This window comes from Umezawaea sp. NPDC059074, assembly GCF_042738955.1.
Lineage (GTDB): Bacteria > Actinomycetota > Actinomycetes > Mycobacteriales > Pseudonocardiaceae > Umezawaea.
Genome location: NZ_JBHYHC010000049.1, coordinates 37,411 through 60,851, shown reverse-complemented (window position 1 = coordinate 60,851; position 23,441 = coordinate 37,411). Strand labels below are relative to the sequence as shown.

At 73.5% G+C, this 23,441-nt stretch carries 24 protein-coding genes; 12 read left to right on the top strand and 12 right to left on the bottom strand.

What is annotated here, in order from left to right:
* Nucleotides 1-236: 236 nt before the first annotated feature.
* From ACFWW9_RS22865 to ACFWW9_RS22855, 3 genes are all read left to right on the top strand, one after another.
* Nucleotides 237-2,498: a glycosyl hydrolase gene (locus ACFWW9_RS22865; protein WP_390381298.1), complete on the top strand. Its 2,262-nt coding sequence runs from the start codon at nucleotides 237-239 to the stop codon at nucleotides 2,496-2,498.
* A complete protein-coding gene (locus ACFWW9_RS22860; RefSeq protein WP_390381296.1) occupies nucleotides 2,495-3,880 on the top strand; it encodes a glycosyl hydrolase in 1,386 nt (461 codons plus the stop codon). Before ACFWW9_RS22865 ends, ACFWW9_RS22860 begins: the two co-directional genes overlap by 4 nt.
* 72 nt (nucleotides 3,881-3,952) lie before the next feature.
* Nucleotides 3,953-4,339 carry an MmcQ/YjbR family DNA-binding protein gene (locus ACFWW9_RS22855; protein WP_390381293.1) on the top strand — a complete coding sequence of 129 codons (387 nt, stop codon included), beginning with the start codon at nucleotides 3,953-3,955 and terminating at the stop codon, nucleotides 4,337-4,339.
* 3 nt (nucleotides 4,340-4,342) lie between these two features.
* Here the strand turns inward: ACFWW9_RS22855 and ACFWW9_RS22850 are convergent, their stop codons facing one another.
* Genes ACFWW9_RS22850 through ACFWW9_RS22835 form a run of 4 tightly spaced genes read right to left on the bottom strand, consistent with a single transcriptional unit; the run spans nucleotide 4,343 to nucleotide 7,763 of the window.
* Nucleotides 4,343-5,107, bottom strand: a complete 765-nt coding sequence (locus tag ACFWW9_RS22850; protein WP_390381291.1) for a DeoR/GlpR family DNA-binding transcription regulator — start codon at nucleotides 5,105-5,107, stop codon at nucleotides 4,343-4,345.
* Between the two features lie 18 nt (nucleotides 5,108-5,125).
* Complete coding sequence (locus ACFWW9_RS22845; RefSeq protein ID WP_390381288.1) at nucleotides 5,126-5,881, bottom strand: alpha/beta fold hydrolase; 756 nt, start codon at nucleotides 5,879-5,881, stop codon at nucleotides 5,126-5,128.
* A complete protein-coding gene (locus tag ACFWW9_RS22840) occupies nucleotides 5,878-6,726 on the bottom strand; it encodes a sugar phosphate isomerase/epimerase family protein (RefSeq protein WP_390381285.1) in 849 nt (282 codons plus the stop codon). The genes ACFWW9_RS22845 and ACFWW9_RS22840 overlap by 4 nt, the downstream gene beginning before the upstream one ends.
* Complete coding sequence (locus ACFWW9_RS22835; RefSeq protein WP_390381282.1) at nucleotides 6,723-7,763, bottom strand: Gfo/Idh/MocA family protein; 1,041 nt, start codon at nucleotides 7,761-7,763, stop codon at nucleotides 6,723-6,725. The genes ACFWW9_RS22840 and ACFWW9_RS22835 overlap by 4 nt, the downstream gene beginning before the upstream one ends.
* A gap of 88 nt (nucleotides 7,764-7,851) precedes the next feature.
* Here ACFWW9_RS22835 and ACFWW9_RS22830 point away from each other — a divergent pair, with 88 nt between their 5' ends.
* A complete protein-coding gene (locus ACFWW9_RS22830; RefSeq protein WP_390381279.1) occupies nucleotides 7,852-8,784 on the top strand; it encodes an ROK family protein in 933 nt (310 codons plus the stop codon).
* Here the strand turns inward: ACFWW9_RS22830 and ACFWW9_RS22825 are convergent.
* Nucleotides 8,726-9,430 (bottom strand): GNAT family N-acetyltransferase, encoded by a 705-nt coding sequence (locus tag ACFWW9_RS22825; RefSeq protein ID WP_390381276.1) that lies wholly within the window; start codon nucleotides 9,428-9,430, stop codon nucleotides 8,726-8,728. The genes ACFWW9_RS22830 and ACFWW9_RS22825 overlap by 59 nt on opposite strands.
* A gap of 92 nt (nucleotides 9,431-9,522) precedes the next feature.
* Between ACFWW9_RS22825 and ACFWW9_RS22820 the strand changes: the two genes are divergently transcribed.
* Together ACFWW9_RS22820 and ACFWW9_RS22815 are read left to right on the top strand one after the other, a co-directional pair.
* Complete coding sequence (locus tag ACFWW9_RS22820) at nucleotides 9,523-10,404, top strand: LysR substrate-binding domain-containing protein (protein WP_390381273.1); 882 nt, start codon at nucleotides 9,523-9,525, stop codon at nucleotides 10,402-10,404.
* Nucleotides 10,401-11,222, top strand: coding sequence for a hypothetical protein (locus ACFWW9_RS22815; protein WP_390381270.1), 822 nt, complete (start codon nucleotides 10,401-10,403; stop codon nucleotides 11,220-11,222). The genes ACFWW9_RS22820 and ACFWW9_RS22815 overlap by 4 nt, the downstream gene beginning before the upstream one ends.
* On the opposite strand, the gene ACFWW9_RS22810 is transcribed toward ACFWW9_RS22815, so the two are convergent.
* Genes ACFWW9_RS22810 through ACFWW9_RS22795 form a run of 4 tightly spaced genes read right to left on the bottom strand, consistent with a single transcriptional unit; the run spans nucleotide 11,219 to nucleotide 13,429 of the window.
* A complete protein-coding gene (locus ACFWW9_RS22810; RefSeq protein ID WP_390381267.1) occupies nucleotides 11,219-11,818 on the bottom strand; it encodes a hypothetical protein in 600 nt (199 codons plus the stop codon). The two genes, ACFWW9_RS22815 and ACFWW9_RS22810, sit on opposite strands and share 4 nt — an antisense overlap.
* 2 nt (nucleotides 11,819-11,820) lie before the next feature.
* Nucleotides 11,821-12,315: a methylated-DNA--[protein]-cysteine S-methyltransferase gene (locus tag ACFWW9_RS22805; protein ID WP_390381264.1), complete on the bottom strand. Its 495-nt coding sequence runs from the start codon at nucleotides 12,313-12,315 to the stop codon at nucleotides 11,821-11,823.
* Nucleotides 12,312-12,935, bottom strand: a complete 624-nt coding sequence (locus tag ACFWW9_RS22800; protein ID WP_390381261.1) for a methylated-DNA--[protein]-cysteine S-methyltransferase — start codon at nucleotides 12,933-12,935, stop codon at nucleotides 12,312-12,314. Before ACFWW9_RS22800 ends, ACFWW9_RS22805 begins: the two co-directional genes overlap by 4 nt.
* Nucleotides 12,932-13,429, bottom strand: a complete 498-nt coding sequence (locus ACFWW9_RS22795; protein WP_390381258.1) for an RNA polymerase sigma factor — start codon at nucleotides 13,427-13,429, stop codon at nucleotides 12,932-12,934. The genes ACFWW9_RS22800 and ACFWW9_RS22795 overlap by 4 nt, the downstream gene beginning before the upstream one ends.
* A 107-nt stretch (nucleotides 13,430-13,536) precedes the next feature.
* Between ACFWW9_RS22795 and ACFWW9_RS22790 the strand changes: the two genes are divergently transcribed.
* The 3 genes from ACFWW9_RS22790 to ACFWW9_RS22780 all read left to right on the top strand — a co-directional run bounded on the left by ACFWW9_RS22790 (nucleotide 13,537) and on the right by ACFWW9_RS22780 (nucleotide 16,707).
* Nucleotides 13,537-14,718, top strand: coding sequence for a histidine kinase (locus ACFWW9_RS22790; RefSeq protein ID WP_390381255.1), 1,182 nt, complete (start codon nucleotides 13,537-13,539; stop codon nucleotides 14,716-14,718).
* Complete coding sequence (locus tag ACFWW9_RS22785) at nucleotides 14,715-15,389, top strand: response regulator (RefSeq protein WP_390381252.1); 675 nt, start codon at nucleotides 14,715-14,717, stop codon at nucleotides 15,387-15,389. Before ACFWW9_RS22790 ends, ACFWW9_RS22785 begins: the two co-directional genes overlap by 4 nt.
* Nucleotides 15,390-15,513: 124 nt before the next feature.
* Nucleotides 15,514-16,707, top strand: a complete 1,194-nt coding sequence (locus tag ACFWW9_RS22780; protein WP_390381249.1) for a serine hydrolase domain-containing protein — start codon at nucleotides 15,514-15,516, stop codon at nucleotides 16,705-16,707.
* Nucleotides 16,708-16,710: 3 nt separating this feature from the next.
* Here ACFWW9_RS22780 and ACFWW9_RS22775 read toward each other — a convergent pair whose 3' ends face one another.
* Nucleotides 16,711-17,757: a magnesium and cobalt transport protein CorA gene (locus ACFWW9_RS22775; RefSeq protein ID WP_390381246.1), complete on the bottom strand. Its 1,047-nt coding sequence runs from the start codon at nucleotides 17,755-17,757 to the stop codon at nucleotides 16,711-16,713.
* 174 nt (nucleotides 17,758-17,931) lie between these two features.
* Between ACFWW9_RS22775 and ACFWW9_RS22770 the strand changes: the two genes are divergently transcribed.
* From ACFWW9_RS22770 to ACFWW9_RS22760, 3 genes are read left to right on the top strand one after another with little or no spacing between them, the layout of a single operon-like run.
* Nucleotides 17,932-18,507, top strand: coding sequence for an ATP-binding cassette domain-containing protein (locus ACFWW9_RS22770; protein WP_390381243.1), 576 nt, complete (start codon nucleotides 17,932-17,934; stop codon nucleotides 18,505-18,507).
* On the top strand, nucleotides 18,504-19,355 hold the full coding sequence (locus ACFWW9_RS22765) for a metal ABC transporter permease (protein ID WP_390381240.1): 852 nt from the start codon (nucleotides 18,504-18,506) through the stop codon (nucleotides 19,353-19,355). The genes ACFWW9_RS22770 and ACFWW9_RS22765 overlap by 4 nt, the downstream gene beginning before the upstream one ends.
* On the top strand, nucleotides 19,316-20,095 hold the full coding sequence (locus ACFWW9_RS22760; protein WP_390381237.1) for a metal ABC transporter solute-binding protein, Zn/Mn family: 780 nt from the start codon (nucleotides 19,316-19,318) through the stop codon (nucleotides 20,093-20,095). The genes ACFWW9_RS22765 and ACFWW9_RS22760 overlap by 40 nt, the downstream gene beginning before the upstream one ends.
* Nucleotides 20,096-20,134: 39 nt before the next feature.
* On the opposite strand, the gene ACFWW9_RS22755 is transcribed toward ACFWW9_RS22760, so the two are convergent.
* Nucleotides 20,135-21,700 carry a class I adenylate-forming enzyme family protein gene (locus ACFWW9_RS22755; RefSeq protein WP_390381234.1) on the bottom strand — a complete coding sequence of 522 codons (1,566 nt, stop codon included), beginning with the start codon at nucleotides 21,698-21,700 and terminating at the stop codon, nucleotides 20,135-20,137.
* Complete coding sequence (locus ACFWW9_RS22750; RefSeq protein WP_390381231.1) at nucleotides 21,697-23,358, bottom strand: CoA transferase; 1,662 nt, start codon at nucleotides 23,356-23,358, stop codon at nucleotides 21,697-21,699. The genes ACFWW9_RS22755 and ACFWW9_RS22750 overlap by 4 nt, the downstream gene beginning before the upstream one ends.
* Between the last annotated feature and the right edge of the window lie 83 nt (nucleotides 23,359-23,441).

Below are 23,441 nucleotides of genomic sequence, written 5' to 3'. Positions count from 1 at the left end.
CGGCGCAACGGCCGCCGCCGATCGCCCGTTCGCCCCTGGCGACTTTCGCGGTTAATCAATCAAGCTTCTCTGTCCCGGCCAAGAATGCGCACAATCGTTGACAGCACTGGATGACACTCCTATGGTCCAGGTGCTTACGCGGTTAAGTTCACCGGGTAATCCGTGGTCGCACCCCTCACCCCTGCCCGAGGAGGCCGTTCCATGTCCCGCTCACCCCTGCTCGTCGAGCCGCCGCGATGACCCGCTCGGCGGTCGCCTGCGCGCTCCTGCTCGTCGCGTCCCTGCTCGTCCCCACGTCGGCGCGGGCGTTCCCCACCTCGACCCGCGCGGCCCTGATCGACTACCTCACCGGCATCTCCGGCCAGTACACGCTGTCCGGCCAGCACAACCGGGAACCCAACTCCGACCCCACGAAGTACACCCGCGTGGCCCAGTCGATCACCGGCCAGACCCCCGGACTGTGGGGCGGTGACTTCCTGTTCCAGGCCGACGACGTCGCCCACCGGCAGTCGATGGTCGACGAGGCGATCCGGCAGTGGCGCGGCGGCTCGGTGGTCGCCCTGACGTGGCACCTCTGCCCGCCCACCACCGGCTCCACCTGCGACTGGGACAACACCATCAAGTCGCACCTGAACGACCAGCAGTGGAGCCAGCTCGTCACCGACGGCACGGCGCTCAACACCGCGTTCAAGAACCGGTTGAACGAGGCCGTGCCCTACCTGCGGCAGTTGCAGAACGCGGGCGTGCCCGTGCTGTGGCGGCCGATCCACGAGATGAACGAGGGCTGGTCGTGGTGGGGCGGGCGTCCCGGAGCCGACGGCAGCCGCAAGCTGTACCAGATCGTCCACGACCACCTCACGAAGACGCAGGGGCTGACGAACCTGGTGTGGGTGTGGAACGTCAAGGACGTCAACATGGGCTCGATCTCCCAGTACTGGCCGGGAGCGTCCTACGTGGACGTGGCAAGCCTGGACGTGTGGGCGAAGCTCGAACCCAGCGCGTCGGACTACCAGGCGATGCTGTCCATCGCGGGCGGCAAGCCCATCGCGCTGGCCGAGGTCGGCCGGGTGCCCAGCCCCGCGCTGATGAACGCCCAGCCGCGGTGGGCGTGGTGGATGGTGTGGGCGGAGTGGCTCACCGACCCCGCGTACAACACCAACGCGGCCGTGCAGCAGTCGTACTTCGCGCCCCGCGTGCTCAACCGCGGCGAGTTCACCGTGCCCGGCGGCGGCGGTGGTGGTTCGCGCACCGGGCCGATCACCGGGCTCGCGGGCAAGTGCGTGGACGTGGCCGGGGCCAACCCGGCCGACGGCACGCAGGTGCAGCTGTACACGTGCAACGGCAGCGGCGCGCAGCAGTGGACCGTCGGGACGGACGGCACGGTCCGCGCACTGGGCGCGTGCCTCGACGTGAACGGCGGCATCAACGCCGACGGCACGAAGATCCAGCTGTGGACGTGCCTGTCGGGCAACACGCACCAGCAGTGGACGCAGAACGGGACCACCTTGCGCAACCCCGAAACCGGCCGCTGCCTGGACGCCACCGGCCAGTCCAGCGCCGACGGCACGAAGCTGCAACTCTGGACGTGCAACGGCCAGACGAACCAGAACTGGACGCTGCCGAGCGGGACCGCGCGGTGCACGGCCACCCCCGGCGAACGGATCCTGCCGGTCACGTTCGCCGGGACCACCTACCCGGTCACCACCTACGTCCCCGCCGGAACCACAAGCCCGCTCCCGGTCGTGCTGAACCTGCACGGCAGCACCAGCACGGGCCCAGGGCAGCTCGCGTACAGCGGCATGAAAGCCGCCGCCGACCGGGACAAGTACGCCGTCATCGCCCCGAGCGGCGCGATCCCCAGCGGGAGCGGCTACGTCTGGAACGTCCCCGGCGTCGGCGCTCCACCCGCGGGGGCACGCGACGACGTGGCGTTCCTGGACCAAGTGGTCGCCACGCTCGCCGCTCCCCTGTGCGCCGACACCACCCGCGTCTACGGCACCGGCTACTCCGGCGGCGGTCGGATGGTGTCGGCCTACGCGTGCGCCCGTCCCGGCAAGGTCGCCGCCATCGCCCCGGTGGCGGGCCTGCGGGCGGGTCGCCCCGACCCGAACGACACCACCCGTCCGGACACCGTTTCCTGCCAACCGGGCCGCGGTGTTCCAGTGATCGCGTTCCACGGTCAGCAGGACGCCACGAACCCGTACGCGGGTGGTGGCAGTGATGTGTGGCGGTACTCCGTGCCCGCGGCGCAGCAGCGGTGGGCGGCCATCGACGGCTGCGGTCCGACTCCCACCACCACGGCGGTTTCCGCGCACGTCTCCCGGATCGCGTACACCGGGTGCGGCGCGGACGTGGTCCTCTACGCCGTGTCCGACGGCGGCCACACCTGGCCGGGCGCGCCGACCGAGTCCGCGGGCAACGGCACGACCACCCGCGAGATCGACGCCAACACCCTGATGTGGCAGTTCTTCCAGCGCTACACGGGCGGTGCCGCGTGACCCGCCGCTGGGCCGCGGCGCTGGCCGTCGCCGCGCTCCTGACCACCGCCCCGGCCCCCGCCTCGGCCACCACCACCGCCGCCGACGTGGTGGGCTACCTCGCGTCCATCAGCGGCCGGAACACCCTGTCCGGCCAGCAGGACGGCCCGAGTTCGGCGCCGTGGACGTGGCAGAACAAGGTCCACGACATCACCGGCGAGTACCCCGGCGTCTGGGGCGGCGACTTCGCCTTCGAGCAGACCGACGTCAACGCCCGCGCGACCGTGGTCGCCCAGGCCAAGGCCGTGTGGGCGGCGGGCTCGATCCCCGCGCTCATGTGGCACTCGTGCCCGCCCACGGTCGCCACGACGTGCCACTGGGACTGGGGCGACGGCGCGATCCGCAGCACGCTGTCCGAGTCGCAGTGGACCGAGCTGGTCACGGACGGGTCCGCGCTCAACCGGCGGTGGAAGCAGCGCCTCGACGAGGCCGTGCCCTTCCTGCGGGACCTGAAGAACAGCGGCGTCCCGGTGCTGTGGCGGCCGATCCACGAGATGAACGAGGGCTGGTCGTGGTGGGGCGGCCGTCCCGGCGCGAACGGGAGCCGCAAGCTCTACCAGATCACCCACGACTACCTCGCGAACACCCAGGGCCTGACGAACCTCGTGTGGGTGTGGAACGTGAAGGACATCGCGGGCGGCGCGGCGCACCTGTCCGACTACTGGCCCGGTTCGTCCTACGTGGACCTAGCCACGCTGGACGCGTGGTCCAACAAGCAGCCCACGGCGGAGTACTACCAGGCGATGCTGTCCGTCGCGGGCGGCAAGCCGATCGCGCTCGCCGAGGTCGGCACCGTGCCCACCCCGCAAACCCTGGCCGCGCAACCGAGGTGGACGTACTTCAGCGTGTGGATCGGCTGGCTCACCGATCCGGCGTGGAACGACAACGAGTCCGTCAAGCGCACCTACTACGACGGCCGGGTCCTCAACCGCGGCGAGGTCCACCTCACCCCGCCGTCCACCCGCACCGGCCCGATCACCGGCATCGGCGGCAAGTGCGTCGACGTCCAGGCCGCGAACCCGGCCAACGGCACGCCGGTCCAGCTCTACACCTGCGACGGCGGCACCGCGCAGCGCTGGACGGTCGGCACCGACGGCACCGTGCGGGCACTGGGCAAGTGCCTCGACGTCACCTCGGCGGGCACGGCCAACGGCACGGCAGTCCAGCTCTACGACTGCAACGGCACGGCCGCCCAGCAGTGGACGGCCACCGGAACCCGGCTGGTCAACACCGGCTCCGGCCGCTGCCTCGACGCCGTCGGCAAGGCCTCGGCCGACGGCACCCGCCTCCAGATCTGGGACTGCACGGGGAACTCCAACCAGGCCTGGACGCTGCCCGCGTGACCCCGTGGGTGGTCGGGTCCCCCGCCCGGCCACCCACCTATACTGGGGCTCCTGACTTTCCGGGGAGCGACCGTGTCCGTGTCGAGCGACGAGTTCTTCCACCTCCTCACCACCCTCGTGGACGTGCAGCGCGCGGACGGCGCGCAGTACAGCTCGTTCAGCGTGAGCGGCAAGCGCTTCGGCTACTACTGGCCCCGCACGCAGACCGTCGGTCTCAAGCAGACCATCACCGAACAGCTCGCACTGGTGGCCGAACGCCCGGACGTGTTCGAGGAGCAGTTCACGTCCGGCGGCTTCGGCTGGGTCGTCGTCTACCTCGACGGCGTCGAGGCCGACGAACTGGCCGAACTGCTCTTCGAGGCCTGGCGCCTGTCCGCACCGGAAGACCTGGTCGCTACCGTGCCCGACCTGGCCCTGTCCCGCCAGACCACCCCGCGCCGCCGCGGCAAGCGGGCGTAGCCGCTACCGCGCGACGGTCAACTCGACGTCGTGGTCGCGGCACCACCGCGTGACGTCGTCGGTGGCGCGCTCGGTGACGACCACGTCCACGCGGTCGAGCGAGCACACCGAGACGAAGTCGCTGACGCCGAACTTGCTGCTGTCCAACGGAACGACGACCCGGCGGGCCCGGTCGATGACGGCCTGCTTGACCTGAGCCTCGGAGACGTCCGCGACGGTGAGCCCGTCCTCGGTCAGCCCGCTCGCGCCGACGAAGGCGATGTCGACGGTGAACCGGGCGAGGTTGTCCAGGGCGACCGGGCCGATGAGCGACCCGCCGAGCGGCCGGACCTGACCGCCGATCAACGTGTGCCGGACGCCCGGTCGGTCCGCGACGAGCGAGGCCACACCGAGCGCGTTGGTGAGGACGGTGACGTCCGAGAGGTCCTCGGCGATCGCCTGCACGGTGGTGCCGGAGTCGAGGAACACCGACGCGCCACGGGTGATCTCGTCGCGGCACGCGCGGGCGATGAGCCGCTTGGCCTCCAGGTGGTGGCCGCCGCGGTCGTGGAACGGCACCTCGTGCCGCGGCTCCACGGCGATCGCGCCGCCGTGGGTGCGGCGCAGCAGCCGACGCCGCTGGAGTTCGTCGAGGTCCTTGCGGATGGTCGGCTCGGTGACCCCGTACGCCTCGACGAGGTCGGCCAGCCGCACCCGGCCCCGCGCCGCGACGGTGTCGGCGATGCTCCGACGCCGTTCCTCGGCGAAGACGGGGTGGTCGTTCGACATGGTCGACACTGTAGCCGGCTACGGTTCCGGGTCCGACGACCCGAGCGCGGCGGCGACCTCGCGGTGGACGGCGGTCCGGTGCTCGGCGGGGTCCACTCCCTTGTGCGGCACCAGGGTCAGCCGCGCGCCGGGGATCCACGTGGTGAGCGTGCGGGCCAGTTCCTCGGGGTGCACCGGGTCGCCGGGAGCGGCGAGGACGAGCGTGGGCACGCGGAGGTCGGCGTACGCCTCGCGGTTCGGCAGCGGCAGGTCGTGGGGCAGCTCGGCCAGCACCCTGGACCGCGCGACGGCGTGGGGGCGGGCGAACTGGCCGAGCAGGGACGCCGCCATGGCGGGCGAGGTGTCCACGACGGACAGGTACTCGGGTGTCGTCCGGAACGCGTCGAGGCCCGCTTCGGGGCCGAGGGTGCGCAGGAGGTCGGCGATCCGGCCGAACGGGGCGAGGTTCGGCGCCGGGCTCACGTCCAGCCACGCGGGCCGGACGAGGACCAGCCGCTCCACGAGGTCCGGTCGGGTGGCGGCCAGGGTCGTGGCCACGCCCGCGCCCATCGAGACCCCGACCACCGGCACCGGCCCGCCGAGGCGCGGCGAGTCGAGGAGGTCGGCGACCAGCGCGGCGAAGGCGGCGAACGACACCGGCTGGTCGTCTGTGAGGTCCATGTCGCCGTGGCCCGGCAGGTCCGGGGCGATCCGCGTGGCGCGGACGTCGGCGGGGAGGAGGTCGAGCGACTGCGCCCGACTCCCGCCGAGGCCGTGCAGCAGGACGGCCGTCACCGGGCCGCCGCCTCGGCGTGCCAGCGGAGCAGGTCGGCGTGGACGCGCGGGGCGTCCTCCTCGGAGGCGTCCTGGACGATCATCGGCCCGGCGGCGACCCGGTCCAGTTGGGCGAACAGCGCCGGGTAGTCCATCAGGCCAGCGCCCGCCGCGGCGTAGCCGGACTCGACGACGTCCTTGGCCTGGGTGCCGAGGATCCGCGCGCCGAGCAGGTCCACGGCCTCGCCGACGATCTCGTCCTGCCGGGCGACCGTGTGCGGCGTGAGCAGGTTGGCGGGGTCGAGCACGATGCCGATCGGGGCGTCGTCGCCGAGTTCGGCGAGCAGGCGGGCGGCGGCCTGCGCGTCGCGGACGACGTTGCCGTGCTCGGGTTCGACGCCCAGCCGGACCCCCGCAGCGCGGGCGGCGTCGAGCAGCGGGTCCAGGGTGCGCCGCAGGTCGTTCCACGCGGCGGGATCGGTGTTGTCCGGGTGGGCCCGCCACATGTTCTCCGGGTCGCGGGTGCCCGTGCACAGGGTGAGGACGTCCGCGCCGAGCACGCCGATCAGCTCGATCAGCCGGACGGCCTGCTCGGTCTGGCGACGGCGCAGCCCGGTGTCGGGGTGGATGGCGTTGAACGTCCCGGACACGCTGGGGATGGCCAGGCCCGCGGCGTCGAAGGCCGCGCGCACCTCGGTGAAGCGGGCGTCCTCGACGTCGACCGCCAGGGTCGGCAGGCCGATCGCGGCGAAGTTCCAGTGCGCCAGGGCGTAGCCCGCTCCGGCGACGGCCGTGGCCACCTCCGCGGGCGTGCGGCGGGGGAAGGTGCGGGCGAAGATGCCCAGCCGGGGAGCCAGGTCGCTCACAGCGCCACCTCGACGCCGGTCTCGACGGCGGTGGCCGTGGCGTCGATGAGCCGCACGGCCTGCACGCCGTCGTCGACGTCCGGGTCCGGCGCACCGCCTTCCCGGATGGCGCGAGCGAACGCCTCGACCTGGCGCTCGTAGGCGTCACCGTCGGTGAGTTCCGGAACGGTCGTGGCGCCGTCGACGTACGCGTGGACGGTGGAAGCGCGGCGGTAGAACGGGAAGTGCGTGTCCACCCGCACCGAGCCGTGCGCGCCGAACACCTCGATCCCCTCGGACGGCAGGCCGGGCACGTCGACCGTGATGCCGACGGTGCCGACCGCGCCGGACGCGGTGGTCAGCAGGACCTGCCACGTCTGGTCGCGGCCGTCCTCGCGGTGCCGCACGACCACGGAGGCGACGTCGCCGAGCAGGAACCGGACCGTGTCGAAGATGTGCGAGCCGTGCGTCGCGAGCAGGTAGCGGCGGCGGTCCGCCTTGAAGGCGGCCTCGGTCTCGCGCGCCGCGGGGTCCGCGTGGACGTGCGGGAACAGCGTGGCCTCGATGCCGGGGCGCAGGTCGCCGATGCGGTACCAGGCGGTGAACGAGCGGGGGCCGCCCAGGCGTTCCGCGACGAACCGCCGGGCGTACTGGAGGCCCTGGTCGTGGCGCTTCATCGCGCCGACCTGGAGCACCAGCCCGGTCCGGTGGACCAGGTCCGCCAGGTCTTGGGCCTCCTGGACCGTCGTGGCCAGGGGCTTCTCCACCAGCACGTGCTTGCCCGCCGTGAGCGCCTCGGCGGCGATCGAGCGGTGGAACCGGTCGGGAGCGGCGACGATGACCGCGTCGACCGACGGGTCCTGGAAGACCTCGGCCTGGTCGGTGTGCGCCGAGGGCACGCCGTAGCGCCGCGCCACGGCGTGGACCACGTCCTCGCTCGGGTCGCACACGGCCACCAGGTCGACCCCGTCCGCCTTCTCCAGCGCGGGCAGGTGCGCCACCTGGGCGATCCGCCCGCAGCCGATCAGGGCCAGCCGGGTCACGCTCTCCCTTGACACGGTCGCGTCCTTCCTGTTCGGTCGGATTCGAAACCATTCGAACCAAACCGAATCAAAACGAATGCCCCTTGTCAAGGAAGGCCCGACGATGGACCGTGCGCTCGGGATCGACATCGGCGGCACGAAGATCGCGTGCGGCCTGGTCCACCCGGACGGGACGGTCGACGAGGTCGCCACGATCCCCACCGCCGGGACCGGGCAGGCCGTCGTCGACCAGGTCGTCGCCCTCGTCGACGACTACCGGAGCCGGCATGCCCCGACCGCCGTGGGACTCGTCGTGCCCGGCGGGGTGGACCCGCGCACCGGGATCGTCACCGCCGCGGCGAACCTCGACTGGACCGACCTGGACCTCGCGGCCGCCCTCCGACTGCCGCCCTCGGTCACCGTCCACGTCGACAACGACGCCGACGCGGCCGCGTGGGCCGAACACCGCTTCGGCGGCCACCCGCGCGGGGACTCGCTCGTGCTGATCACCGTCGGCACCGGCATCGGCGGGGGCATCGTCGTCGACGACCGGGTCGTCCGGGGAGCCACCGGCGCGGGCGGCGAGATCGGCCACCTCCCCCTGGTCCCTGCGGGCAGACCGTGCGAGTGCGGCTCGCGGGGCTGCTGGGAGCAGTACGCCAGCGGCCGCGCCCTGCACCGCGCCGCACAGGCGGCAGGCTGGCCCACCGGCCACGCCGCACTCCGAGAAGCACTGCGCGGCACCACGTCCGCGACCGAGGTGGTCACCGAGATCACCACCCACCTGGTCCACGGCATCACGATCCTGACCGCCGTCCTCGACCCGGCCCAGGTCCTGCTCGGCGGCGGCCTCGGCACCGACCCCGCGTTCCAGCACTTCGTCCACACCGCCGCGGCGGCCACCAAGCCCACCAAACCCCGCGCTCAAGTCCCGATCCGTCCCGCCACGCTGGGCACGCACGCGGGCGTCATCGGCGCAGCCGACCTCGCCAGGACCGCTACGCCACGGCGTGGGGACCGCGGAGCACGGCGAGGTGGAAGTCGCGGCGGGCGGTGAATCCCAGGGTCTCGTAGAGGCGGATGGCGTTGGTGTTGGTGGCTGTCACGTGGAGGAACGCGGTGTCGCCCCGGTCGGTGGCGGTGGCGATCAGTGCGCGGACGAGGCTGGTGCCCAAGCCTTGGCCGCGGTAGGCCGGGGAGGTGCAGACGGCGCTGATCTCGACCCAACCCGAGGGGCGCATGCGTTCGCCTGCCATGGCGGTCAGCACGCCGTCCTGGCGGATGCCCAGGTAGGTGCCCATCTCGATGGTGCGCGGCAGGAACGGGCCGGGTTTGGTGAGGGCCGCCAGGTCGAGCATCTCCGGGACGTCCTCGGGGCCCAGGCGGACGGCGCGGGGGTCCGGTGCGCCCTCGGCGGTGGGGGACGCGGTCATCTGCACGAGGTCGAACTGGTCGACGACGGTCCAGTCGTCGGGCACCGAACCCGACCGGTGCGGGTAGGCGGCGGTGTCGGGGCCCAGCAGGTGGGCCGCGTCGTTCCAGTCCTCCACCGTGGGGTCGTCGGGCAGGCCGAGGAACGGCGACACGTCGGCCGGGTAGCGCAGGGCGCGACCGCGGGTGAGGGCGAGGTGGGCGTGAGCGGGAGAGGACAGGGACCCGTGGACCGGGTTGTCCAGGACGTGCACACCGGCCTGGTTCAGCACAGGACCTCCTTGATCGGCCTCCAGCATCACCCCGGCCGTTACGATGAGGCAAATCGATGCACTTCATCCGGTGATCGGCGGAGTCGATGAGCGTGACCTTGCGTCAACTGGACGTGTTCGTGGCCGTGGCGGACCACGGCGGGTTCGGCGCCGCGGCGGGCGCGCTGGGCATGAGCCAGTCCTCGGTGTCGCACGCGCTCGCCTCGCTCGAGGCCGCGGTGGGCGGCGATCTCGTCGCGCGGGCCACCCCCGTCCGCCCGACCGCGCTCGGCGAGGTCCTGCTCCCCCACGCCCGCGCGACGCTCGCCGCCGCGCGGTCCCTCACGGCCGCCGCGGCCGCGCACACCAGGGCCGCGACCAGCGGGACGATCAGCCTGTCCGTGCCGCCGACCGTGGCGCGCGGTCTGCTGCCGGGGCTGCTGCGGCTGTGGCACGAACGCCTGCCGCACCTGGAGATCACCGTCTTCGAGGCGGTCGACGAGGAGATCCACCAGTGGTTGGAGAGCGGCACGGTCGACGCCGCCTTCCTCATCGACCCGGACCCGCTCCCCCACGGCGCGCTGCACGTGGCGACCGACGTCTACGAGGCCGTGGTCCGCGCCGACCACCCGCTGGCGGGCGAGGACGTCATCGACCTCGCCGACCTGTTGGAGGACCCGCTGCTGGTCACCACGTCCGGGTTCGAGCCGCCGCTGCGCCGCCTGCACGCGCTGGCGGACCTGCCCTACCGGCCCGCCCGGCGCATCCGGGAGCTGATGACGCTGCTGTCCATGGTGGAGGCGGGCATCGGCGTCGGGGTCCTGCCCTCGCTGGCCGCGAGCATGCTGTCGGACACCCTCACGCTGGTCCCGCTGCGGCCCCGGCAGGAGCGCAAGCTCGTGCTGACCGGCCCGACCGCCCGACCGTGGCACCCGAGCGTCCTGGCGATCCGGGACCTCACCGAGGCCGCCGGTCGGGCATCATCCGTGGGATGACAGGTGCGCGGCGGTTCTGGGAGTTGTACGAGTCGGTGCACGCGGTCGTGTACTTCCACCCGACGGCGTTGGCGGCGTTGAGCGACGTGGGGCTGCGCGGGTTCTGGCGGGGGTACTTCGCGCAGCGCGCGGCCCCGTTGGGGGCCGTGGGCGAAGGGCCGGTGCGAGCGTCGTTCTTCGGCTTCTCGGTGGCCATGACGGGACGGGCGCTGCCCGCCGTGTGGGAGCTGGCGTCGCCGGAGGCGGTCCTGGAGGCGCGGCGGGTCGGCGCCGGGCGCGCGGTGGCCGAGTCGTTCGGCGGTGACGTCGCCGGGCTCGCGGACGACCTGTGGGCGGTCGTGGCGGGGATGCCGTGCGACGGGCGGGTGCTGGCGGCGGCGAACGCCGCTCTGCTGCGGCCGGAGGACCCGTTCGAACGGCTGTGGCTGGCGACGACCGTGCTGCGCGAGCACCGCGGGGACGGGCACGTGGCGGCGTTGCTCACGGCCGGGCTGACCGGGCTGGAGTCGTTGGTGCTGCGGGCTTCCTCCGACCTGGAGCGCTCGGTGCTGCAACCCGCGCGCGGGTGGACCGACGACGAGTGGTCGGCCGCGGCGGAGGCGTTGGCGGAGCGGGGCCTGGTGCGCGACGGGCGGATCAGCGACGCGGGGCGGCGGCTGCTCGACGAGGTCGAGCGGGTCACGGACGTGCTCGCGTGGGACGGCTGGACGCGAGCCGGGGGCACGGCGGACGTGGTGGAGCGGTTGCACGGCCCGGCGGTGGCGTGCCAGGCCGTGCTGCCCGCGGTGAACCCGATCGGGCTGGGGAAGCTCGACTAGCGCGCCGAGTCGTCCACCTGGACCGGGTAGCCCGCCCGCAGCACCGCGACCGTGGCCGGCGGGGTGATCAAGCACGCCGTGCCCGCCGTCGGCACCGGGAGGTGGTCGCGGTAACCCTCGTGGGTCCACGTGGTCAGGTGATCGTCGACCACCACCGCCGGGATGTCGTCGAGCAGCACGAACACGCCGTCCGGCAAGTCCCTCCACGGCAAGGCGTGCAGACGGCGGCGGTGGGTACCGCGGACGATCCGCTCGTCGTGCAGCCGCCGGTTCATCTCCCGCGCCGACGCGCCGCCCCACGCCTCCTGGTACGCCAGGTAGCCGGGGCGGCGGCACTCGCCGCACGGGCGGTGTCCGGCGGCGAACGACACGGCCTCGTCGTGGAAGAACAGGTGCGTCCACCGGCGGGGCAGCCACTGCTCGCGCCGCCGGTCGCGGAACTCCAGCGCGCAGGTGATCCAGAGGTCGCCCGCGTGCCGCCGCACGATCTCCCGGCCCTCGTGCAGGACTCCCCGGTTGCCGGTCCACGCGCCGCGCAGCGGGATCGCGACGATCTCGCCCAGCGGCGTCACCCGGTTCCGGGCCGGGGAGTCCACGGCTAGAACAGCCTGCCGTCGTCGGCCGCGGGCGGTTCCTCCAGTGCCAGCAGGAAACGCTTGCGCTCCAGGCCTCCCGCGTAGCCTGTGAGGCCGCCGCTCGCCCCCACGACCCGGTGGCACGGCACGATGATGCTGATCGGGTTCCACCCGTTGGCGTTGCCGACGGCCTGCGCGGCTCCCGGTTCGCCCAACTCGGCGGCCAGTTGGCCGTACGTGCGGGTCTCGCCGTGCGGGATCTTGGTCAGCAGCGCCCACACCCGGCGTTCGAACCCGCTGCCGCGCGGGGCCAGCGGGAGGTCGAACTCGGTGCGCTCGCCCGCGAAGTACTCGCCGAGCTGCCGAACGACCTCGGGGAAGGCCGCGTCGTCGCGCGGGCCGAGGTCGGTCACGCGCGGGCGGCGCTTGTGGCCGTCGAAGTAGAGGCCCACGAGGGACTCGCCGTCGCCGACGAGCGTCAACGGGCCCACCGGGCTGTCGATCAAGGCGTGCTTCACGCCGCGGCCTCCATGGTCAGCAGGAGCCGCTTCGCGTCCTCGCCGCCGCGGTAGCCGCCGAACGAGCCGTTCGAGCGGACGACGCGGTGGCACGGGACCACGAGCGGGATGGGGTTGGTCGCGCAGGCGGTGCCGACCGCGCGGACGGCCTTCGGGCTGCCCGCGGCGGTCGCGACCTGCGCGTAGCTCTCGGTCCGGCCGTAGGGGATGTCGACGAGGTGTTCGAGGACCGAGCGGCGGAACCCCTTGGACAGCCGGAAGTCCAGCGGCACGTCGAAGTCGTGCCGGGTGCCGGCGAAGTACTCGTCGACCTGCCGCGCCACGGCGTCGAGCCGCGCGGGCGCGGCGAGGATCCGGGGGCTCACCAGGGTGGCGAGTTCGGCCAGCACCGCGTCCTGGCCTTCGAGGTCGAAGGCGACGCGGACGAGGCCCGCGCTGGTCGCGGCCAGCAGCAGCGGCCCGACGGGCGAGTCCACGGTGCGGTAGGCCACGTCCAGGAGGCCTTCCCGGTGGGCGGCGGCGACCAGGCGGTCGCGCAGGTGGGCGCCGACGGCCCCGTCCAGCCGGTCGCGCAGTTCGGCGGTGACCGCCTTGTCCCGCAACGCGTCGACGTGCGTCATGACGGCGCTCCTTCCAGTTCGGTGGTCTTCAGGTACCTGGCGCGCAAGGCCTTCATCCCGTCGGCCGCCGCGCGGCGGGCGGCGTCGGCGCTGCCGCCCACGATCGCGGCGACCTCCTGGTACGGCAGGCCGACCAGGTGGTGGTACGCCACGGCCGCGCGCTGCTTGTCCGGCAGCCGGGCCAGCTCGTCCCACAGGTCGCCGTCCCAGTCCTCGGGCCTGCCGGTGCGGCTGTGCTCCTCGGGCGGCTCGCCGACCGGCACGGCCCGGCGGGCCCGCGCGCGGGTGATGTCGACGGCCTTGCGGTGCGCGATCGTGACGAGCCACGCCTCCACGTTGGCGTCGGCGGGCAGTCCGGGATAGGCCTTCAGCGCGGACAGGAACGTCTCGGACCACGCGTCGTCCGCGTCGACCGGCCCCACCACGGCGCGGCAGACCCGGAGCACCACCGGCCCGTACTCGTCCACGATCCGCTCGAACGGTTTCACGATCACATCCAGTAGACGCCGCGGCGACCGGAAACGTGAGGTGCCCGATCACGAACCCGGCACACTAGTCCATTCGGCCGTCCCGGCAGGCCCGCTCCCTATACTGCGCCCCCATGCAGGGGCCGCCGCTCAGCCGTTGGGCAGACCACGTCCGAGCGCTCCCCCGAGCCAGGCGGGACGTCCTGGTCGCGCTGCTGGTCGCGGCGGTGTCGTTCACGCCAGGCCTGGCCGACAAGGGCACCGTCCTGGGCTGGTTGACGCCGCTGCGGGCGTTCGACCTCCTGGCCGCGCTGCTGGTGCTCGCCCACTGCGCGCCACTCGTGGTGCGCGGCCGGGCTCCGGCGCTGTGCCTGCTGCTGGTGTCGTCGGCGTTCTTCGCCTACCAGTACCTGGGTTACCGCCCCACCGCCGCGTCGATCGCGCTGTACCTGGCGCTCTACGGCGCGGGCGCGCACCAGGAGCGGTTCCGCCGCGCCACGGCCGTCACGTGGGTCGCGGTGTACCTCGGCGTGTCGATCGCCCTGGTCGCGGCGGGCTCGCCGTTCACGGTCGTGGAGTACCTGGAGTTCCTCGCGCTGCCCGCGGGCTGCTGGTTGATGGGCACGGCGACCCGGTCGCGGCTGCGGGAGCAGGAACGGCAGCAGGAGCGCGACCTGGAGACGGCCATGCGGGAGGAGCGCGAGCGGATCGCCCGCGAGCTGCACGACGTGGTGACGCACCACGTGACCGCGATGGTCATGCAGGCCGACGCGGCGCAGTACGTGCCGGAGGCGGACCGGGCGGCGGTCGTGGGCGGGCTGGAGGCCATCGGCGGCACCGGGCGGCGAGCGCTCGCGGACCTGCGCGACCTGCTCGGCGTGCTCGCCCCGGCCCACGACGCGCCCGCCGCTCCCCGCGCGCCGACGGCGGGGTTGCTGGGCGACCTCGTGGAGCGGACCCGGCTCACCGGGCAGCCGGTGGACGTGGTGCGCGACGGCGAGCCGCGCCAGGTCGACGGGATCGTGGAACTGGCCGCGTACCGGGTCGTGCAGGAGGCGCTCACCAACGCGCTGAAGCACGCGCCGGGCCGCCGGACCGTGGTCCGGGTGTCGCACGCCGTGCCCGACGAGGTGACGGTCGAGGTGACGACGGCGGGCGGTCCCGAACCCGTCCCAAGGCCACCGGAGTCCGGGCGCGGGCTGGCCGGGTTGCGGAGGCGGGTGTCCCTCGTGGGCGGGGAGTTGACCGCGCGGCGCGACGACGACGGCGGGTTCGTCCTGCGCGCCCGGCTGCCGACCAGGTCCGGTGCCGTGTGACCACCAGGGTGCTGGTCTGCGACGACCAGGCGATGATGCGCGCGGGCTACGTGACGATCCTGGGCGCGCAGGCCGACATCGAGGTCGTCGGCGAGGCGGACAACGGGGTCGACGCCGTGCGCGAGGCCCGACGGCTGCGCCCGGACGTGGTCGTCATGGACATCCGGATGCCGAAGCTCGACGGGATCGAGGCCACCCGGCTGATCGCGGGCCCGGAGTCGCCCGACCGCGTCAAGGTGCTCGTGGTGACGACGTTCAACCTCGACGAGTACGTGTTCGAGGCGCTGCGCGCAGGCGCGAGCGGGTTCCTGCTCAAGGACACCCCGCCCGCCGAGATGATCGCGGGCGTGCGGACGATCGCGGCGGGCAACGCGCTGCTGGCCCCCGAGGTCACCCGCGGGCTGATCGGCCGGTACGGCGAGCGGATCCGCGACGACGGCGGCGCGGCCAAGCGGGTCGAGGAGGCGTTGGCGGACCTGACCGCGCGCGAGGTCGAGGTGCTGCGGCTGGTCGCCGCCGGGATGTCGAACGCCGAGATCGCCGACACCCTGTTCCTGGGCCGGGAGACCGTGAAGACCTACGTGTCGCGGATCTTCGCGAAGCTCGACCTGCGCGACCGCGTCCAAGCCGTCGTGCTGGCCTACCGGATCGGCCTCGTCACGCCCGAATGACCGCCGTCCATCCCCCACGGGAGCCATAAACGGCTCACCTCGGGGTGATCCCGCCGCGAGTCCCCGACTCCTAGCGTCGATCTTGTCACCGAGGCGGTGGCGACGACGACGAGGAGAAGAACCCATGACGCGCAAGACCACCCGGCTCGCGGCGCTCACGCTGGCACTGCTGACCGCGGCCACCGCGGTCCCGGCGTCCGCCACGACGTCCGACGTCCGGGAGTTGCGGCGGATCGCCGAGGCGGCCGTCGCCGCCGGGGTGCCGGGCGTGGTGGTCCGGGTCGACACCGGCCGCGGCCCGGCCGTGGAGGTCGTCCGGCAGGCCGCGTGGACCACGGCCGACCACGAGCTGGCCGCGGGCGACCGGTTCCGGATGGGCTCGAACACCAAGACCGTCACGGCGACGCTCGTGCTGCAACTGGTCGGCGAACACCGGCTCGCGCTGGACGACACCGTGGAGAAGTGGCTGCCGGGCCTCGTGCCCAACGGCCGGAACATCACCCTGCGGATGCTGCTCAACCACACCAGCGGGATCGCCGACTACGCGTACGAGGTGCTGCCGGTGATCACCGGCCAAGCGCCGCTGCCGACTCCGTTGGAACTGCTCGCGATCGGCACCGGCCTGCCGGTGAAGTCCGCGCCCGGCCAGGAGTTCCACTACAGCAACACCGGGTACACCGCGCTCGGCCTGGTGCTGGAGAAGGTCACCGGCCGCACGCTCCCCGACCTCGTGCAGCGGCGCATCGCCCGGCCGTTGGGGCTCAAGGACACCTTCCTGCCCGACGGCGCGGTGCCGCGGATCGCGCACGGCTACGAGCCCGACGCGGCGCACCTCGCGCCCATCCTGCCGCCGGGCACGCCGGAGGGCTTCGGCTTCGTGGGGCCGGTCCACGACGAGCACGTGAACGTCACCGGGCTCGACCAGTCGTGGGACGACGCGGCGGGGTCCATCGTGTCCACCACCGCGGACTGGGCCCGGTTCGACCGGGCGCTGCTGGCCGGGGAACTGTTCCCCCGGCGGCTGCTGGCGGAGATGCGGCCCAGCATCGTGGAGGACGAGACCGGCGTGAACCGGAGCTACGGGCTGGGGCTGGAGGAGTACCGCTCGCCGTGCGGCACGGTGTGGGGCCACGACGGCGCGCTGCCCGGCTACCGCAGCGACAACTTCGCGGACCCGTCCGGGCGCAGGACGGTGTCGATCCTGAGCACCACGCACTTCGGCCTCAAGGCGAACGCCGAGGCGGGCGCGGCCGAGGACCGGCTGGTGGACGCGGCGATCTGCGTCATGCTCGGCAAGCCGATCCCCGCCGCGGGCTGACCGCTACAGCCACCGGTTGCGCTTGAACATCCGGTGCAGCACCAGGCAGCCGGTGGCGACCACGGCCAGCACGCCGTAGTAGCCGTACTCCCAGTGCAGCTCGGGCATGGTCTCGAAGTTCATCCCGTACAGCCCGAAGACCATGGTCGGCAGGGCGACGATGGCCGCCCACGAGGTGATCTTGCGGACGTCGTCGTTCTGCCGCAGGGTGATCTTCGCCAGGGTCGCGTAGAGCAGGCTGGTCAGCAGCACGTCGAACGAGGCGATCCGCTCGGACACCGACGCCAGCCGGTCCACGAGGTCGCGGAAGTCCGCCCGGACGTCCTCGGGCACCAGCGGGCTCTCGTGCTCCCCCAACGCGCGCAGCAGCGTGGCCAGCGGGGTCACGGACCTGTTCAGCTCCACGATCTCGCGCTTCATCAGGTACATCTGCTCCGCGCCGACCGGGCTGTCCGGGACGAAGACCTGCGCCTCGATCTCGTCGATGTCGCCCTCGAACGCCTGCGTCACGCCGAGGTGGCTGGCCACGACGTGGTCGGCGATGGCGTGCAGCACCGCGGACGGGCCGCGCGCGAGCCGTCCGGGCGCGGCCTCCAGCTCCTCGCGCAGGCCGCGCAGGCTGGAGTGCCGCCCGTGCCGGACCGTGACGACGAAGTCCGGGCCCAGGAACGCCATCACCTCGCCGGTCTCCACGATCTCGCTCGCCCTGCCGGGCGCGTCGTGGGCGACGTGGTGGGCCGTCTTGAGCACCATGAACGTGCAGTCGGCGTGGTGCTCCAGCTTCGGCCGCAGGTAGCCGCGCACGGCGTCGGCCGGGGCCCGGCCGGGCAGCCCGAACACCTCCGCGAGCGCCCGGACCTCCTCGATCGGCGGTTCGAGCAGGCCGAGCCACACGAACCCCTCGCCACGTCGGCGCACTTCGGCCAAGGCGTCGGCGGGCGTCCACGACCCCGGCACGCGCAGACCGTCGACGTAGACGGCGCACCCGACCACGGAGGTGTGGCCGAGCAGCGCCCGTTCGTCGTCGCCCGTGGGCGGCGCGCTCGTCATGTGGGTCCTCCCGTCGGCGGCCCATGATGATGCCAAGTCCCCCGCCACCGCCGGGAACCAGGACCGCCCACGCGCCGACTACTGGGCGGGCCAGCGGATCGAGGGGGACGGGTGTCGGTGGGACTGCGGGTGCGCTTGGACGGGGTGACGTGCGCACACGGGCGGAGAGCCGTCGTGCGCGAGGTGGACCTGGTCGTCGATCCGGGGGAACGGGTCGCGCTGACCGGCACCAACGGCTCCGGCAAGACCACGTTGCTGCGGGCCGTTCTCGGGCTGCACCCGGCGCGGTCGGGCGTGATCGAGGTCGGCGGGGTGCGCGCCGGGTCCGCCGCGGACTGGACCCGACGGCGGCGGGAGGCCGCGTGGATCCCGCAGAAGCAGGCCGCGGGCCGGTTCCCGCTGCTGGCCGACGAGCTGCTCGCCAGCAGCGGAGCGCCGGAGGCGGCCCGTGCCGCCGCCGAGGAATTGGGGGTCGCCCACCTGCGGTCCCAGCCGCTGCACACGTTGTCCGGCGGGCAGTTGCAACGCACCTACCTCGCCCGCGCGATGGGCTGCATCGCCGCGGGCGCGGGACTGCTGCTGGCCGACGAGCCGACGGCGGCGCTGGACTTCGCGGGCCAGGCCGACGCCGCGCGACTCTTGACCGGCCTGCCGGTGACGGTGCTGGTGGTCACGCACGACCGCGCCGTCGTGGACCGGTGCGAACGCGTGCTGGAGATGGCCGCCGGAACCCTGCGGGAGATCACGTGACCGGGTTCCTGGACCTGCTGGCGCTCGGGTCCGTCCAGCGGGCGGCGTTCGCCTTGCTGCTCGGCGCGATCGGGCTGCCGATCGTCGGCGTGGTCATCATCGGCCTGGACATCGTCCCGGTGCGGTTCGCGATGATGCACATCGCCCTGCTGGGCATCGCCTTCGGCCTGCTGACGGGCGTGGACCCGTTGCTGTGCGCGGTGGTCGCGTGTGGACTGTCGGGCGCGGGCCTCGCCCCGCTGGCCCGCAGCTCCACCGGCCTGTCCGGCGCGATGGGGCTGTTGATGAGCCTCGCCATCGCGGCGGCGCTGCTGCTCCTGTCGATCTCCGGGGTCAACGCCGCGGGCGCGTTCGAGCTGCTGTGGGGGTCGATCCTGGCGACGCGCACCGGTGACGTCGTGCTGCTCGCCGTGCTGGCGGTGGTCGTACCCGGCCTGTTCTTCCTGCGCCGCGAACAACTCGCGCTGCTGCTGCACGACCGGGAGTTGGCCGCGTGCTCGGGGGTCCGGGTCGAGCGGCTCACGACGGTGCTGCTGGTGCTGGTCGCGATCGCCGTGGCGGGCGCGATCCGGCTGACCGGCGCGCTGCTGGTCGACGCCCTCACCCTGCTGCCCGCGCTGGCCGCCCGGCGGTTGGCCCACTCGCTGACCGGCATGGCCGCGTGGGCGGTCGGCATCGGCGTCGTGGTCAACCTGGCCGGGTTCACCCTCGCCCTTCTCCTGGACCAGCCACCCGGCCCGGTCCTCGTGCTCCTGGCGGGGGTCATCGCCCTCGCCGCCCACCTGATCCCCGAACGGAGAACCACCGCATGGCAGTCCTCACCCCACGAAGCGGTCTCGCCGCACTAGTCGCCTCGGCGCTGCTGGCGGGCTGCGGGGCAGGCGCCCCGACGACGCCCGCCGCCAAGTCCGACGGCCCCAAGGTCGTCGCGACCACGACGTGGGAGGCGGGGTTCGCCAAGGCGGCGGGCGCGACCGACGTGAAGGTGATCGTGCCCCAGTCCGTGATGCACGCCCCGGACTACGACCCGAAGCCGTCCGACTTGGCGGCCGTCGCCGACGCGGACTTCGTGCTGTTCGCGCCGTTCGAGGGCTTCGCCAAGAAGATCACCGACGCGGCCGGGTCGGACGCGAAGACCGTCGAGGTCGCGCTGGACAACTCGCGCGACAAGGTCAAGGCCGAGGTGACGAGGCTCGGGGAGTTGTTCGGCACCAAGGAGGCCGCGGCGAAGTGGACCGCGTCCTTCGACACCGAGTACACCGCGCTCGCGGGCCAGGTGAAGGCCGCGTGGCCGGGCGGGCAGCAGCCGAAGGTCGTGGCGCAGGCGTTCGTCGGCTACGCCGCGGACCTCGCGGGCGCGCAGGTGCTCGGCGTCTACGGGCCCGAGCCGATCACCGCGTCCCAGGTGGCCGACCTGTCCGGCAAGGGGCCGCAGTTCGTGTTCGAGAACACCCACATGAGCACCGGCACCGTGCTGGCGGACTCGCCCGCGAAGCAGGTGATGATCGTCAACTACCCGGCCGACGACCTCGACCTGCTGGGCGTCTACCGCGTCAACGCCAAGACCATCGCCGACGCGATGAAGTGAGCCCGCGGGGTGGGGCGGCGACGCCCCACCCCGTCCGGCTCAGCCTAGGCCGATCCGGCGGCGCAGAGCGTCCTTGTCGACCTTGCCCGCCGGGCTCAGCGGCAGTTCCTCCAGCACCAGCAGGCGTTCCGGGTGCTTGTAGCGGGCCAGCCCCGCCGCTCCCAGGAACGTCCCCAGGTCCTCCACCGCCACGGTCGCCCCCTCGACGAGCACGAGGCACGCGCACAGGCGTTCGCCCATCAGCTCGTCCGGCACGCCGACGCACGCCGCGTCGCGCACGGCGGGATGGCCGACGAGCAGCTGTTCCACCTCGACGGGGCTGATGTTGTCGCCGCCGCGGATCACGATGTCCTTGCGGCGTCCCACGACGTCGAGGTAGCCGTCGGCGTCGAGCACGCCGAGGTCGCCGGTGCGCACCCAGCCGTCCGGCGTGCGGTGGCGCTCGTTCAGGGTGTCGTCGCCGAGGTAGCGCATCGGCGTCATCGGGCCGCGCGCGACGATCTCGCCGACCTGCCCGTCCGGCACCGGGTTCAGGGCGTCGTCGACGATCCGGATCTCCGCCACGGCCGGGTTCGGCCTGCCCGCGCCGGTGGCGCGCTCCGGCGGGTCGTCGAGCGCGGTGTGGCAGTTGACGCCGTCGGCCGAGCCGTAGACGTTGACCACGACGCAGTCGAACGCCTCCCGGCACGCCGCCGCGGTCACGGCGTCCAGTTGCGCGCCGCCGGGGGCGATCACCCGGATCGACGAGGTGTCGGTGGTGGCGAGCCGCGGGTGGTCCACCAGCATCCGGAACATGGTCGGCACGCCGAACAGGTGCGTCGGCCGGGCGCGCTCGACCAGGTCCAGCGTGGCCTCGGGGGTGAACTTCGCCTGCGCCACCACGGTTCCGCCGTGCCGCGCGAGCGTCACGGTCGTGCCGTTGCTGCCGAACGACGACGCCAGCGGCACCAGGAACAGCGCCCGCAACTCCTCCCCCGGCGGGATCAGCCTGCCGACGAACGCGCCGCGACCGCCCAGCAGAGCGTTGTGGGAGTACAGCACCATCTTCGGCTCGGACTCCGACCCCGACGACACCAGGATCCGCGCGGACCCGTCCGGGTCGGACCGGACGGGAGTGATCGCACGCGCCTCCCTGTTGGCCAGGTCGTCCGATGTCAGGACGTGGTGCAGCGTCGGGAGTTCCAGGGCGCGGATGCCGGGTACGGCGGCGGGCTCCACCACCGCGGCGACGGCTCGGCTGCGGCCGATCAGCGAGCGCGCCTCCCGCGCGCCGCGACCGACGGGGAACGGCAGCACCACCCCGCCGAGCGCCGCCACGGCGAGGTCGACGGCGCACGCGTGCCGGGAGTTCGCCAGCTGCGTCGCCACGACGTCACCGGCGTCCACCCCGGTGGCGCGCAAGGCCGCGGCGTACCGCAGGGCCAGCGCGTTGAGGCCCGCGTAGGTGATCACGCCCTCGTCGTCGACCACGGCGGGCCGGTCGGGGTGCAGGAACACCTGGACGGAGAACAGGTCGTACAGGTCGTGGTCCGGGTAGAGGCCGAGGTCGGCCCACCGCCTGCGCAGGGCGGTCGGGACGAGGTCGAGCAGCGCCGTCGCGGTCATCGGAACCCCCAGGGTGTGAGCACGGCCGGACATCGGTCTTCGTCGAGGTGGACGGCGTCGGCGAACCGCGGGTCGCCGGGGACGGTCGCCAGGTCGTCGGTCACGCGCACTTCATCCACTGTGGACTCGGCGGCGACCCACCACCCATCGGTTCGCCGTTCCGGGCGGCGGAAACCCGGTGCCGGACGACCTTTCGCCCGTAGTTGCAGCAGGTCCGCGGCGGCCAGCAGCGACGACTCGCACCGGACGCCCCGGCCGGTCAGCTCGCGGGACAGCAGCGCGGCCACGGTCGCGTGCGCGCCCAGCAGTCCGCCGAGGACGTCGAGCAGCGTCATCAGCGACGGCGCGGGCGGCTCGTCGGCGGGGCGCAGCAGCTCGCCCAGCCCGGTGCGGGCCTGCGCCATGAAGTCCGTGCCCAGCGGCGCGTCCGCCAGCCGCCCGGCCCACCCCGACGTGTGCACGTGGACCAGCGCGGGGTTCACCGCCACCAGGTCCTCCGCGCCGAGCCCGAGTTGCTCGGCCTTGCCCGGAGCCCAGTTGTGCAGGAACACGTCCGCCGTGGACACCACGTCCCGCAGCACGTCCCGGTCGCGCGGGTCTTTGATGTCGACCTCCCGCGCGGACTTGCCGCGGTTGAGCGCGAGCCACCGCGCCGAGGTGTCGCCGCACGTGGGTGGCATGCCCCGCAACGGATCCCCGCCCGGCGGCTCGATCCGCACGACGTCCGCGCCCAGCAGCCGCAGCAGGTGCGCGGCCAGCGGGGCCTGCACGCGCCGCCCCGCCTCCAGCACGACGATCCCCGCCAGCGGAGCCGCCGTCGTGGCCGCTTTCGGGCCCACGTCATCGAATCCCGTGCCCAGCGGCGCGAGTTCCCACGCCGGAAGGGCGTCGAACTCGGCCCGCCTGCGGGCGAACGGCACCAGCTCGCAGATGCTCATGGCGGACCGCTCGGCGTGCTCGACCAGTTCGGGGAACCGAAGTCGTGCGGCGGCCTCCGCGAGGCCCGCGGGCAACGGCGCGGCGGCCGTGGCGTAGCGGAACTGGAACGGCCGCCACCCGGCGGCGATGTCGGCGTTCGCCGCGCCGACACGGGTCCAGAACGCCTGCCACACCGCGGGATCTAGCGCCTCGACCTCGAACAGCACGCCGTCCGAGCTGAGGAACGGAGGACCACCGGGGCCGATCGGCGCGGCCTCGCCGTCCGGAGCGCCCGCCGCCGCGAGGTACTGCGACACTGTGAGCAGCGCGGCCTGCGCCACGCTGGTGGTCACCTCGCCCGCCCCGCCGCCGCGCAGCGCGCCCACCCTGGCCGCCAGCAGGCCCGTTCCCGCGAGCACCCCCGCCGCCGTGCCGCAGTAGTCCAGGCCCAGACCCGCCGGGGCTCCGGTGCTGCGGCCGTGGACGTGCATCGGCCCGCACACCGCCTGCGCCGTGACCTCGTCGACCACCTCGCCGCCGCGCACCGGCCCGGCCCACTCGACGTCGAGACCGTCCGCCCGCGCCGCGAGACCACCCGCGTCCGGGAACCGGGACACCTCCGCGCCCGACTGCTGGAGGAGCGCGCCGAGGACGTCGGCCGCCGCCGAGGTCCCCCGCACGGTGATCGCGGTGGAGGTCAGCGGTGGATCGGTCGACGTCCGGTCGAGGTGCAGGGTCACGGGAACCTCCTGTGCCGTTGGCGTTGCCTCCCAGGAGTCGGACGGCCACCCGCCGGGGTTCCCGGCCGGTGGGAAACGAGGGC